We start from the raw sequence: 12,774 nt of genomic DNA, 5'->3' as shown, positions 1-12,774 counted from the left end.
CCCAAAAACGAAATCCCAAAACGCAGGAAAGCGAGGTCCCACACACCGCTTTCCTGCAAAATCGAATACTTGTTCAAGACCAGTTTTGCTTGTTTTTCAGGTCAATCCGCATTCTTCACGGACGACTAAGCATCAGTAAAATTGAGGTTTTTCCGGTTGGTGTAAGGGTGTAGGGGCAGTTTTTCCTCTTACCAATATAGCCTGGTGAAACAGCCCCTGCACCGGCGCACCAGAGGACGATAGAGGGCAGTGCAAATCGCACGGTCTCATTGAAGAAAGCGTGTCTGCCTTGGCAGGCGCGGCAGGACAGCCATGGAAACTAAGCATATGACAAAAGTACCAAACATTCAGGACTACAGCCCGGAGCTGCGGGCAGAAAATGCGCAGCTGGAATCCGTTGCCAGCCGGACGGGTGAAGCCGAGCGGCGCGCGAAGGAGCTACAGGGACGGCTACAGTCGGGTCCCAGCAAGGAGGAGCGTGCGGCAGATGCTGAGCGTGCAGCTAAAGGTGAACCGCTCGCGGACCTTGACTTGGACGCTCGGTACAAGGCGGCCTTGAGAGAGTTTCATGCCCTTCAGGACGCGCAAAAGATTCAACAAGAGAAGGTGGACAGCACCAAGCGGGAAGCCGGCCGAAAGCTCTGCGCCGAAGTTGTTGACCCAATCTATCAAAAAGACATGAAGCGATTGGCGCCTCTTCTCTCTGAGGTCTACTCCCTCTGGTACGAAATCTTCTGGCTGAAGCGTGGCCTCCTGAACCAGGGGCTTCCCGTATACGAAACGCTTAGCCTTGAACCCGATTTTCTCGGCGTTCCAGACGGCACTAGCGATATCGAGACATTCCTTCGAGAATGCGTGCGCGCGGGCTACCTGCGGTCACTCCCCAAGGAGCTCGCCCGATGATCAAGCGCGATTACGAGATCGCAGCGCGGAGGCCCCTTGATCTGGAATATGGCGGGGGCGGCTTTATTACAGCTGTTGATGGGAAGTCATTCAGCATCAACAACGAAAACGAGGAGGTGCGCCAGCATCTGCAAGGATATGCGCTTCGCTGGCGTTCATTGATCGAGCAGAGCGGAAAATACTTCTACTTCCTGCCGCATTCGATCAAGAATCCGATGTGGGGTGAGCCTAAGCGGCTGCTTTTCGATCACAACGAAGGCGACGTGATCGCAACCACGCAAAACGGCTTGCAGCTTCATTGCGACGACCATGGGTTGGCCATGCGGCTAGTCGTAGGAAGTGACCCGAAGAGACGCAAGGCTTTCGAGACCGTCAAGAATGGTGAGCGCACCGCGCTTTCAGCCGGGCTCATCATGCATGGAAGTCAATTCGTGGATGTGGACGATGTTCGCGTGAAGATGGTCAGAGCAGCGACGTTGCAGGAAGTGAGCCTTGTGCATTCCGGTGCCTGTCGATCTGCATTTTGCGGCTTGATCGAAGCTGATGACGCTAGTTCATTGGAAGAAGACGCGAAGTCTCTCCGCATTCTCAGCGAGGGGTCGGCCCAGAAACTTCGGCAAGCTCTTGCCGATCTCATGGAAGCCGTCAGAAACGACCGTCATTGAACTGTGTATTTGATGACGGTCGAGCGCTCGCGGCGTCCCGACGATGAGCGCGGCGATGTGGTGACGGGGTTCAGCAGCCCGTCACCGCTCGCTCCAGAAACGAAAGCGAAGTGTGGCTCTTATTTATCGACATTCACAGTCTCGCCCAGCGACGCCTAAGATGAAGCGGGCAATTGAACTTCGCGACCTGGCGCTAACGCTACTAGGACCGCCTGAAGCCCGTTGGGAACCGACCAGCTTCGGAAAGCTCAAAAGCTTCAGGCAGGGCAATCTTTCGATAGCGTTCCGTACACCGTTTCAGCGTCTCCCGGCCATACCAGATCAGATGAAGTACGATATGGCTGCCATGGGTACGGAATTTGTCGAACACCCATATGGGCTTGACATATGGTGTGTTGAAGGGGGCAAAGTCATGAACATCGAGTGGTCTGACAAGGGCGATGTCGATCTGCGTTCCCTGCGTCGCGGAGCGTGGGAGCAAGAGTTGGAGCAGATGACCTGTGCTCATCGCCGTGGGTCGTGAGGTAAAAGCCGCGAGCGAAGCCTCGGATAAAGATGAACGCCGACGCTCACGGGTTATTCCCACGCTGAGCGCGGCGGCTCGGCCATAGTGAAAGCCATCGGCCGGGTTGGCCAAATGAACCCTCGACAGAATACTATTGAGACCCAGAATTTGTGATCGGTTGCTTCGCCGCGTATCGCTCGCGGCGGCTAGATTTCGGGGAAGCGGGGGGAAGCCCTACCTAGCTAAGGAATTGCCAATTCTCTTTGCTTCAGCCAGATCGATGCGAGCAACAGTACCGTGCTTCGCCAACAAATAGAGCAAGTTATTTCCGTCCAATAGCGTTAGGGGTTTTCCCTTTGCGAATCGGTGGGCGTCGGGGCCGAAGCCCGATGTTGTAACGAGGATGCCTTTTGTCGCGCCCTCAGCGAGCACAGTTCCATACAGGTCCCGCACAGCACTAACATCGACCGTATTGGTGTAACGCTTTGCCTGTATGACGATCTTGCCGCCCCGTATGGGATCAGGATCAAATGCGATGGCATCAACGCCGCCGTCGCGGCTTGCTTGCGTAACCTTTACCTCTCCACCACCGACCGAGAACTCCTTCTCAAACAATTGGCGAATCAAATGTTCAAACTCTTCCCACCCAATTGCCGCTATATTTGCGCCGGACTCCATGCCGTTCATAACGTCATGGCTATTGACGAAGCGCTTATCGGATCGGTCGATGTTGATAATCGGTCTTACGGGTGTTAACGAGCTAACCTGAGGACTCGCAACGCCTTTCAATGACCGGAAGCAGGTCTTTGCATCCACCTCTCGAAGATTGATCTTCAGGAGCTCACTAGCCTCGCAGTGAAGAGATACGATGCACGCGGTCGTTTTATTTCCGGTCGCGCGGTTGATGTACGTTACCCAACCGTTGAAGACGATGGCTTGAACGGCTTGCTCGGTGTCGCAGGTGAAGACGGCGTGGGGTACTGCAAGCGCTAACTGATAGACAAATTCGTCATAGACTTTCTGTACGAAGCTGTCCTTGTGCTTGACCTCTTCGATTTCATTCTTAGACGCGACATATCGAAAGCTCTTGATGTTCGGGGTCTTCTCGAACTCGGGCAGGTCAAGGTCAATCACCAGCGTCTTTGCGGCCTCATCGAAATGTAGCTGATATTCGCCCGACAAGAAATCGTCCGGCAATGGCAGCAAATCCCAGACGTTCTCGAACAGCCAATACACGCTATCTGCATTACCGTTCTTCAAGCCCGCGACGGAAGCATCAAGCTCGGCATTTGCTTTGTCTCGGTTCTCCTCCCAAGCGGCTTTTTTGGCTGTCCAATCTGCCATCAAACGCTGCTGCGTCTGATACAGATCGTCGTTGGCCTTCTTGATGGTGGCTGTTTTGTCCGACCACTGCCCATAGGCTTTGAGATACGCATCCTCAGCTTGCTCTATCTTCTTCCTCCGTAGGAAAGAAAACATTTTATCGAGAATGCCAAACTGTGCCTCCTCTCGCTTCGGTGCATTTGGGTATTCGAAGTATCTAGGAGTCTGTGGCTGGCGCTCGCTAAAGGGTGCGGCAATCTTCTGCTTAGCGATTTCGAAGACCGGGGAAGCGTTGACGATCGACGACAGCACCTCGCCAAGGCTGTTAATTGCTTGCTCGGCTTCCTCAGTCCGGTCGGCCGCCTCTTCCTTCAACGCCTCTCGCTCTGCACGCTTGTCTGCCGCAGATTTGCTCCTTTGGGTGCGCGCGACCGATCTGGCGTACTGAGCATCCCAAGCCGACTTCTTTAGGTCAGCCTTTAGTTGGGCTTCGGCCGGAGTTCGTCCCCGGACCACCTGATATTTACCTAAAGCTTCGTGCCAAACAGTGATCGAGTACATCGACGAAAAAGCCCCGTTCAATACTACAACTTAGCATTGCTGCCCGTTCCCTCAATACCCGGCCAAAGGTCGATTTACAATTCGCCAACCGTTCAAGTTGCTAACCGGGCGGAGCCATACCGGGGGGTATCGAATCCTTGGGCGGAAAGGGGCTTCGACCGGGGCCTAAGAAAATGCGCGCGTCCCCAAAATGAGAAACTGAATCTCGCCGCGGGCGCAGCGGCTCGGGCGCTTGGCTAAGCCGCTGTGACTAGGGTCGCTGGTGAAAGCCCCCGGCCGTATGGTTTTGGCTGGCTCGAGAGTGCGGTGCATCATTCTCTTTTGGGCTTTACAAAACAATCCTTAGTTGCGGTAGTTGTCTACACTCTTGGCGTTGATGGTTAGCCGAAACAAGCCGTTGCGGGGAATGACACGATGAGCAAGCTTCCAGGCGATGAGCTGCGGGACAACATCGCAGTTCTCTTGCGCATGAAATATAGCCAGGTCGAAACCGAAAAACGGCTTGCGTCAACAACGGCTGACGTGTGGTTCGTTGATGACACCAACGAAATTTTTCCTCGAAAGATTGCGATTGAAGCAAAAGATTGGGGGCAGCGACTTACGAGCGAAAATCTTGCATCCATCTTCAATCTGTACAATCCATCTATCAGCAATCGTGAGATTGACCACCTCTGGATCATAGGACGGCTCCCGCTGTCGGGATCACCGAAACTCTCGTTGGATAGAATGCCGAACGTCAGGTACTCGACGTTCGAAGAGTTCCGCGCCTCCTTGATGAACTTCTCTGGCTTCTTGAACCATAACATCTTTATGTTCGAGCATCATGATGCGTACAAGAATTTCGTTGACGCGCGAATTCGCAATAGCGGAACCAGTCTGTTAAACACCGTCTTAGACTGGCTTGAGACAGATCGAACCGGACTGGTTGTCTATGGGGGCTATGGGCTCGGCAAGACGACATTCAGTCTTTTCCTCGCGAGTCTGCTGTCGAAGAAGCGTTTGGCCGGCGAGTTTGATCGCATACCGATTCGAATTGCGCTTGGTGGACTATATTCTAAGCAAGACGTGGTAGCGTTGATTTGCTCTGCCCTCAGCGGTGGTGAGTCCGGTACAGCCGTCAAGGATTTCACTTACGGCTTGTTTTTGGAAATGAATCGGCAGGGACAGTACCTCCTTATCTTAGATGGCTTCGACGAAATGCGCCATGCGATGGACTTGGATGACTTTGTCTACACGTTCGAGCAGATGAAGCCGCTATTTTCTGGAAATGCAAAAGTCATAATATTGGGACGGCCGGACTCGTTTCTCTCCACGCAAGAGGAGGTCGCGGTTCTGTCTGCGTTGTTTGACGAGGCAAGCGAGACCGCGCGCAAGCTCGACACCGTAGAAGTGTCCTTCTTTTCGAAAGATGAGGTGAAACGCTACCTAGACAACTACATTGCTAATCGAGCAGAGCCACTGTCGGAAGAGCAACGCAATAGGTATGAGGCATTGATCAATCAGTTGCCGGATAGCGAAGACAATATTCTGTCACGCCCAGTGCAATTGAACATGTTCACCAAGATCTTCGAGCAATGCCTTTCAGAGGACATGCTCTTCAATAGATACGAACTGTTTGCGCGCTTCATCTACAGGTTCATGGATCGCGAGGGCCGAAAGCCCGCACGACAGCCCTCCGACGGAAAGATAGGAAAGCGAGAGTGGGTAGACGCTCGCGCCCGGTTCATGCAAGCCGTGGCATGGTGGCTACTCAACACGAAAAAAGAGAACCGCTTTGTTGCAGACGAAATACCGATAGACATAATTCCCCCGGAGATTCGGTCTCACGGAAACACTGCGGCGGACGTAAGAGAAGCGATTGTTGGGTCCGTTATCGAACCTATTAGCCAAAGCGGCGTTCTCGGAAGCAAGGCGCGGCGGTACTATTATTTTCCGCACAAGAGCTATCTAGAATTTTTAGTCGCCAACTATTTTGACAGAACGAAGTTTTCCATCGATGTATTTCGTGACTTCTTGTCCAACGTAAACAGCGAAATTCTGTCGTTCCTTAAGGAGGGGCCGGAAACAGGATTGATACATTTACGCCAGGGTCTCTTGAGCGTCCTTGGCACCATAGACCCTAGAATAATCGAGACGTGCGCGACGGATAAGCAACTTTCCCAGGAGGTGCTGACGTCCGCAAAGTCAAATCATCACGCCAGCACGATATACACACACTATTTTTACGTTCGGAAGAGGCCGAACCTCCTCGAGCCTTATCTACTGGCCAGGCTCGCCGATTCGAGCACGGTTGACTCTCTTCTGGCGACGTTCAACTGCATTTCGGCAGAGCTTGCTGCGTCTGGGAGCGTGTCTTTGGCGCGCGCGCTTCTGATGAATTGTGTGACTGGGATTTCGGTGCATAGCATCCGGCGATACTTAGAGCGCGGTGAAACAACCAAGTTCTATCGCGCCGACGGCGAGTCTCTTAGGGCAGCCTTGCTGTCGGCCTGCGTCACGAAGAAATTCTCGGTCCTGATGAGTGAGCTTCCGACGTTCCTGTTTAATGCATCGGCTAACTCATTCTATGTGAACATTCATGCGACAGGAACGAGCATGAAGGAAATTGTTCTTCCCGTAAGCGACGTGGTGAAAAGCGCGCCGATCGAGTACGCGGAATTGCTTCAGAGAATGGCTGACGCATCATTCGACAGTGGGTCGATTTTCCCAGTGGTGTTGCATGATGCTGCGAGCGACCGATTTGGTGGCGTGGCAACTCTTAATACCGAAAGAAGGCTTGGCGCAGCTTTTGCTAGACGAATATTGTAAGGCTCCCGTCGCATAGGGACTGCGCGCAAGATGGTGAATCTTCGCGCCGTGGAGTGCGCACAAAAAGTCGCGCGACCGCAAAGTGAGAAAACGTAGCGGCGCGACTTCTATCGCTCGATCTTCATGAGCATTTCGTCGATTTTGTCGAACAAGTAGCCGTTGTAGTCGCCGCCTTTGTCTTTGAGGGTCAGCATCGAGCAAACGTCTTCGATGCTGAGATTGATTATCAACTTGCCATGTTCGCGCAAAGCTCCCCGAGCTGCTGCCAATGCGCTTGCATGGGCTGCTCTTCGCGAAAGGACAAACGCGACGCCTCGCAATGCCGTCCGATATAGATACTTTTCAGTTGTGTGTATCTCACCCTGCCTGATCTGCTCTGAATAATTCTTGAATTCGAAAACGACATACTCAGACTGGAATCTCTCCCTTATCATGCGCCAGACGTCGTCTTTGGAAGATACTCGCGCGATCAGATCAAATCTCGAAAAGCCGGTGTCCGTAGCATTCTGACGACGCCAGCCGACCAAATCGGTATGGAAAATGTACCGAAGAGCGGCTTCTCCGGCATTTTCGAATTGCGAGGCAGTTAGACGACCTGCCTTCGTACTTCGTAGGTCGCTGCATAACGCGCCGCCGACCGAACGGGGTGGTTCTTCAAAGAGTGCAGAAGACTCCGATAAGCTACCGGATAATATTGGCGCGGCAAGTTCGTCGGTCGAGGGAAGGGGTTGTCCAGCAACGGTCTCTTCCGCTACGGGATTGATAATTATGTCACGTAAAATCTCTTCTAGACGTAGAGCTAATCGCGGATGCTTCGCCGCGAGAAGACGAACCCCATCGTAGTCATAGATGACTAGTCTCCCGTTATTCTGCCCCAGAGTTCGTCGGACTGAATTAGGGATTCGAGCCGACGTAACCAGGACGGAGCGGTCGCGTCTTAACCGCGCCCTTTCGTGCTCCAGTCTCGCCGTGAGGCGAACAAGAATGTCCATAGAAAGGGACAAAGTGCGAAACAGTTTTACTTCGACGACGGCTGTGCCGTTGCGTTGATGGACCAGTAGAAGATCTGCACCCCAATCCTTTGAACTTAGTATCTGTTCGACTCCAAATCCTTCGGCACGGAAAATGTCCGCGACGACTTGCTCGAATTCAATATAGCGATTGCGAGTCTCTGTGCTCATTTCCGGCGCGGGTTTTGCTGCTAGGCGATTATTTCGCGAAACTTCCGATGTAAGAACTCCTCGATGGTACGATCTTGCAATTTAGATTTCGCGGTTAGCATGAGTACAAAATCATCATCCGTCAGAACCATTACGTACCCCATAGACCTGGATGCTGCGTCTACGCACCGCCGCGTGACCATTCGGGCGTCCTCAAGCGTGCGGCAAGCTATAATGCCGAACTTGCCTCGATTTTCGTCGAACCGGGAGAGCAATTGATCGAATTCGGGATTTGCAATATCGCTCGAATAGTTCTTGCACTCGACAATCACAACATTCGCATTGATCTTCTGGTCATCACGACGTTGGGCGAAGAAGCCGTCGTTCGCGTTGTTGGTGAAAACTATATCGACTCGCTTCCTGCCTTCGTGAAGGTCCCACTCCTTTTGCGGCAGTATGAGGTCGGGATAGAACAGCGCTGTACAGGCGCCGGTAACGAGCTTGTGGTAAGCAGTCGCAGTCTTTGCTCCTGGCGAAATGTTTGGAAATTCTGCCGCCAAGGTTGCGCAGACTGTGGTAAGCGTCGGGCCTGCTTGTGTGTCGTCAAAAGAAGTTAGACCACGCTGCCGCTTAGCAATTTCCTTGTACACATCAAGAAGTTCAGGATGCGAAGTCACCATGTCGGCGATTAAAGATTTGGATTTCGGCGCCTGCTCTCTCACGTCACCCTTGTAGACTTTGCGGGCACCACTCTTAAGCGTTTGAACGAGTGAGCTGTTCGCGCGAAGATTTTCCGCGACGAGAAAGTCGGTGATCTGCTTATTGTAAAACTCTTGACTGTCGAGTGAGAGCCGCCTTCTCACTATATATTTCGGGACGAGAAGGACCGGGTAATTCTCGATAGATGGGAGTTCGACGTGTTTCGAGGTCCAATTGCGGCGATCAGCGTCCCAGATGGACGGGCCGGAATAGCGAAAGATTGGAATGCCAAAGAGCTGACATTGGCCTTGCGTGTACTCGATCAGGAGACTGCGGATCACGTTGGTAGTTAGGTCCGATACTTTATCGCGGTCGATCCCTTCAACATACAGAGCCATCTCCGAAAGGTCCGAGAGCAAGCCGCTTCTGTAAGCTTTGCTATCTGTGATAGCAGCAATCAGTTGCCTCGATTGAAGCGGACCCACCCCTCGTCCTCGCGGGCTGTCCCTAGATACGCCAAGAAACGTTTCGCGCGGTTCGGTCAAATGAGACATTAAGTTTGCGGCGCGGAGGTCATCTTCGGCCCTGATTGCCTCTAGGACCTCCGAGAAAAAAAAGTGCGAATGTGATGTGACGCCTTCTCTGCCCAAATGTCCGTTTGCACTTCGATAGCATAGGGATCAACGTAGACGGGCGTATCGAACTCGTTGCTAACGTCTACAAAGTCCAATTCATGTTGGGACATCCCGAGAGAAAAGTATTCGGAAAATCTGGGCATCGATGGGAATTCCATCAACTGGCAAAGTCATTGCAACGGTAAGTGGCGACTCGCCCCGCATGCAAGAAAATTGCGGTTTGCTTTGTTGATAATGTCCCGCCTGCGTCCACAATCGTCAGTCGTACCAATCCCTCCGGTCACGCGGCAGCACTCGCCCCCGCGCGTAACCGGGAGAGGCAAGCTCTTCTAGGCGGCGCTCAAGGAATTCATTGGCGACGATCAGCGCCTTGATCGCTTCGCGCGCGTCTCCGCCGCAAGCCTCAATGGCTTGGTCGGCCGCCAGTTCAAGTCGGTCGGGGCCGGGCGGCTGGTCTGGGGCGCGGCTTGGCATCAGCAGAGTGTTCTGTTTTTGTTCTAGTTTGTCAATATCTCTGTTTGTATCTCCAGCCCCTTTCCCAGGGGCGATCGCCTTCGTCTATTCTTTTCCTATGGACGCATTCGATCTGTACGAGAAACTTCGGTCTGAGTACCCGGCGATGAGTGCTGGAGCCCTGATCTCGCTCGGGCTTGGCGCCGGATGGGCAGCAGCTTGGTTTCTTCAGCGTCAGGAAATCGCGACCTACAAAGCCAAGCTTGAGCATTTGCAGGAAGTAATCATCGGAAAGCTTCCTGCTACCACCTACGAGCCAATTAGATTCAGGAAGGAGAAACCGGTGATTGCTGGCGTTGGTTTGGCTGTGATTGGTCTCATCTTCGCAGCAGTCGGCGTTGGTCTTATCGCTTCAAATCTTCGAGCGATATCACCAGCGCAAACGACGAACGATGCTTTGAAAGAGAACCAAAACGCCTCTCAAGATGCAGGCCCTTTGGTGTGGTTCACCAATCTCACGATGGAAGGTGGCCCGCTGACCGGCAACAACGTGTTCACACTGCAATTCAGGGGGCTAAACAAATCTAACAAGGGCGTAACTATAAGGACCGCAAAGATCATCTCTAGAGTCGATAATTCGGTACTTGGTTTGGAAATTGCGGCCGATGGGGCTTTGGTACCTATAACTGACGTGGCCCCAATCCCACCGGACGCGCCGATTACCTTGGTTGCAAAGTTTGGCCCACCAGACCCAAATGCGCCCGGCAAAATTCTTGGGCTCGACGCGAAGACATTTTTGGATACTTGGCGGTCTTTCGCCTTCACGATAGAAGACGACACTCCGCGCACATACAATCTTCAGTACGACGAGTCTAGCATCTCTCCCTTTTTCCCGAACATGATCGGCCCGCGTGTTTCAAAGAAAGTGAGCGAACCCAGCAAGAGGCCGTAGCGGGAAGGTTGGGAGCAAACATTCTACCTCTTGAAAAGAGTCAAAATCGGGAGTTGATTCTCAAGACCGAAATCCAGCGAGCATCACCGCTACCAATGGCGGCAAAGATGACAAACGCGCTTGTTGTTCACAAAACACAGCTTCCCCGATTTCACGATACTTTTCGCGCCGCTCAGTACGTCCGCATGTCTACGGATCATCAGCGGTATTCAATAGCAAATCAGGCCGCAACGATTGCCGCTTACGCCGCAAGTCGCAATCTTTCGATAGTGCGAACTTATGCAGACGAAGCGCAGAGCGGTTTGAAAATCGAGAACCGGGCTGCCCTGATTGAACTGATCGAAGACGTGCAATCAGGCAAAGCCGACTTTAGCCACATACTTGTCTACGACGTAAGTCGCTGGGGTCGCTTTCAAGACACTGACGAAAGCGCGCACTACGAGTTCATTTGCAAGAAGGCAGGCGTGAAGGTCGCATACTGCGCCGAGCTGTTCGACAACGACGGAAGTCTAATGTCGAGCATCATGAAGAACCTTAAGCGTGTTATGGCCGCCGAATATAGCAGAGAACTATCAACAAAGGTCTTTGCTGGTGCTTGCCGCCTTTCCTCTCTTGGATTTCGACAAGGAGGGCAGCCGGGGTACGGATTGCGCAGAGAGTTGATTGCTGACACCGGCCAGACGAAGGGAAGTATGGAGCGTGGACAACGGAAGAGCTTGCAAAGTGATCGCGTCTTGTTGCGGCCTGGGCCGTCCCACGAACTGGCAATTGTCCGCCGCATCTTCGAGGAGTTCGTGCACGAAAGGCGATCAGAGGAAAGGATTGCGCGTCAACTCAATAAGGATGGCATCGCAAACTTGCATGGTCGCCCGTGGACAAATTGGATGGTCCATTACCTATTGGAGAATGAAAACTACATCGGCAACCTGGTGTACAATCGAAGGTCCAACAAACTGCGCCAAAGCCCAAAGCACAATCCGCCGGATTGCTGGATTCGGAGTCACGCCGCGTTCGAGTCAATCGTCGATCCGGACTTGTTCGCAAAAGCGCAGAAGAGAATGCAAACACGGTATGTCAGCATATCAAATGAAGACATGCTCAAAGGGCTGCGCATTCGTCTCAAGAAGAGCGGTCGGCTCAGTAAAGACATTATCGATGCGGCAGAAGAACTCCCGTGTGCAACTCTCTACCAACTAAGATTCGGAAGTCTGCGCAATGCATACAGATTGATCGGTTATCAATCCACGCGTGATTGTGCCTACGTTGACTCTCGCGAAGAGAGGTCAGAACTTCTGATCGGCCTTGCGTCCGATATCTCTGCTAAAGTTGAGGCTCTGGGCGGGCAAGTCGTTTTTGACAAAAAGCGCGCTTTGCTCATCTTGAACGGAACGTTGAACGTTTCACTGCGGGTTGCAAGGGCTTGGAAGACGGCGGGAGAGGCGCCGATTTGGACAATTTACCGCCGCGCTTTTCTGCCTGAAGGATTGATCCTTGCAATCCGGCTGAACGAACAAAATGAGCTGCCGCTCGATTATTTTGTGTTTCCGACACTCGAAATGCGTGAGCTTCGCATCAGATTTTCAGAGGCCAACCGCGCGAGGCTTCATCGTCATCGACTCGCCACGGCAGAAGAAGCCTGCTCTGCGATAGTCAAAGCGGCCATGACCAGCCGTGCTTTTCAAGCCAAGACAGGCCAAGCGAGAGGGCACCGAAGAGTAGTCCGCTCCAAAACCAAGATCGTCCACGCGCGGCACCAATCGAGCGAAGGTACAAGAAGGCACCGATGATTGTGCCGTAATTCTTTTTGAACTCTCCGTTCAGCTTGGAAATCTGAACAAGTTCCGATGGCCCTACCGGCATGGTTATCTCCCTGACGTAAGATCAGTCAGGCAAGATAACAATCACTGTTTTGCCCGACGGGTCAAGAAATATTTCGGGTATTCGGAATGCGCAGTCAGCATTGGCGTCGTAGCGTGGAAGTTGAATCGATTGTCGGATGATTGTGCCATGGATGCGACTGAGGGAGCCGGTGGGGTGGCGCAATGCGTAGGGGAACATCTAAAGGCATCGTGCTAATAAGCCTTTTGTTGCTATCAGGTTGCATGAGTAG

General features: G+C 52.8%; 10 protein-coding genes. 5 read left to right on the top strand and 5 right to left on the bottom strand.

What is annotated here, in order from left to right:
- Positions 1 to 312 precede the first annotated feature (312 nt).
- Together P0R31_RS25735 and P0R31_RS25730 are read left to right on the top strand one after the other, a co-directional pair.
- Positions 313 to 903 (top strand): hypothetical protein, encoded by a 591-nt coding sequence (locus P0R31_RS25735; protein ID WP_275517118.1) that lies wholly within the window; start codon positions 313 to 315, stop codon positions 901 to 903.
- Positions 900 to 1,568, top strand: coding sequence for an HK97 family phage prohead protease (locus P0R31_RS25730; protein ID WP_275517117.1), 669 nt, complete (start codon positions 900 to 902; stop codon positions 1,566 to 1,568). Before P0R31_RS25735 ends, P0R31_RS25730 begins: the two co-directional genes overlap by 4 nt.
- Positions 1,569 to 1,770: 202 nt before the next feature.
- On the opposite strand, the gene P0R31_RS25725 is transcribed toward P0R31_RS25730, so the two are convergent.
- Both P0R31_RS25725 and P0R31_RS25720 read right to left on the bottom strand, forming a co-directional pair.
- A complete protein-coding gene (locus tag P0R31_RS25725; protein WP_275517115.1) occupies positions 1,771 to 2,205 on the bottom strand; it encodes a hypothetical protein in 435 nt (144 codons plus the stop codon).
- 102 nt (positions 2,206 to 2,307) lie between these two features.
- Positions 2,308 to 3,957 (bottom strand): restriction endonuclease, encoded by a 1,650-nt coding sequence (locus P0R31_RS25720; protein WP_275517114.1) that lies wholly within the window; start codon positions 3,955 to 3,957, stop codon positions 2,308 to 2,310.
- A 414-nt stretch (positions 3,958 to 4,371) separates the two neighbouring features.
- Between P0R31_RS25720 and P0R31_RS25715 the strand changes: the two genes are divergently transcribed.
- On the top strand, positions 4,372 to 6,765 hold the full coding sequence (locus P0R31_RS25715; RefSeq protein ID WP_275517113.1) for an NACHT domain-containing protein: 2,394 nt from the start codon (positions 4,372 to 4,374) through the stop codon (positions 6,763 to 6,765).
- Positions 6,766 to 6,872: 107 nt separating this feature from the next.
- Here the strand turns inward: P0R31_RS25715 and P0R31_RS25710 are convergent, their stop codons facing one another.
- The 3 genes from P0R31_RS25710 to P0R31_RS25700 all read right to left on the bottom strand — a co-directional run bounded on the left by P0R31_RS25710 (position 6,873) and on the right by P0R31_RS25700 (position 9,733).
- Entirely contained in the window at positions 6,873 to 7,946 is a 1,074-nt protein-coding gene (locus P0R31_RS25710; protein WP_275517112.1) for a restriction endonuclease, read from the bottom strand.
- A 20-nt stretch (positions 7,947 to 7,966) separates the two neighbouring features.
- Positions 7,967 to 9,022 (bottom strand): hypothetical protein, encoded by a 1,056-nt coding sequence (locus tag P0R31_RS25705; RefSeq protein WP_275517111.1) that lies wholly within the window; start codon positions 9,020 to 9,022, stop codon positions 7,967 to 7,969.
- Positions 9,023 to 9,517: 495 nt separating this feature from the next.
- Positions 9,518 to 9,733 carry a hypothetical protein gene (locus P0R31_RS25700; protein WP_275517109.1) on the bottom strand — a complete coding sequence of 72 codons (216 nt, stop codon included), beginning with the start codon at positions 9,731 to 9,733 and terminating at the stop codon, positions 9,518 to 9,520.
- A gap of 145 nt (positions 9,734 to 9,878) precedes the next feature.
- Here P0R31_RS25700 and P0R31_RS25695 point away from each other — a divergent pair, with 145 nt between their 5' ends.
- Both P0R31_RS25695 and P0R31_RS25690 read left to right on the top strand, forming a co-directional pair.
- Positions 9,879 to 10,664: a hypothetical protein gene (locus tag P0R31_RS25695; protein ID WP_275517108.1), complete on the top strand. Its 786-nt coding sequence runs from the start codon at positions 9,879 to 9,881 to the stop codon at positions 10,662 to 10,664.
- A gap of 8 nt (positions 10,665 to 10,672) precedes the next feature.
- Positions 10,673 to 12,451: a recombinase family protein gene (locus tag P0R31_RS25690; RefSeq protein WP_275517107.1), complete on the top strand. Its 1,779-nt coding sequence runs from the start codon at positions 10,673 to 10,675 to the stop codon at positions 12,449 to 12,451.
- The last annotated feature ends 323 nt before the right edge of the window (positions 12,452 to 12,774 follow it).

The organism is Bradyrhizobium yuanmingense, assembly GCF_029167105.1.
Taxonomy (GTDB): Bacteria; Pseudomonadota; Alphaproteobacteria; order Rhizobiales; family Xanthobacteraceae; genus Bradyrhizobium; species Bradyrhizobium yuanmingense_A.
Note: the sequence above shows the minus strand (reverse complement) of the source record. Positions and strands in the feature narration are given on the sequence as shown.

Coding starts and splice junctions, on each gene's coding strand:
- P0R31_RS25735 (WP_275517118.1), top strand. CDS start 313: ATGGAAACTAAGCATATGACAAAAGTACCAAACATTCAGGACTACAGC.
- P0R31_RS25730 (WP_275517117.1), top strand. CDS start 900: ATGATCAAGCGCGATTACGAGATCGCAGCGCGGAGGCCCCTTGATCTG.
- P0R31_RS25720 (WP_275517114.1), bottom strand. CDS start 3,957: ATGTACTCGATCACTGTTTGGCACGAAGCTTTAGGTAAATATCAGGTG.
- P0R31_RS25715 (WP_275517113.1), top strand. CDS start 4,372: ATGAGCAAGCTTCCAGGCGATGAGCTGCGGGACAACATCGCAGTTCTC.
- P0R31_RS25710 (WP_275517112.1), bottom strand. CDS start 7,946: ATGAGCACAGAGACTCGCAATCGCTATATTGAATTCGAGCAAGTCGTC.
- P0R31_RS25705 (WP_275517111.1), bottom strand. CDS start 9,022: ATGGCTCTGTATGTTGAAGGGATCGACCGCGATAAAGTATCGGACCTA.
- P0R31_RS25700 (WP_275517109.1), bottom strand. CDS start 9,733: ATGCCAAGCCGCGCCCCAGACCAGCCGCCCGGCCCCGACCGACTTGAA.
- P0R31_RS25695 (WP_275517108.1), top strand. CDS start 9,879: ATGAGTGCTGGAGCCCTGATCTCGCTCGGGCTTGGCGCCGGATGGGCA.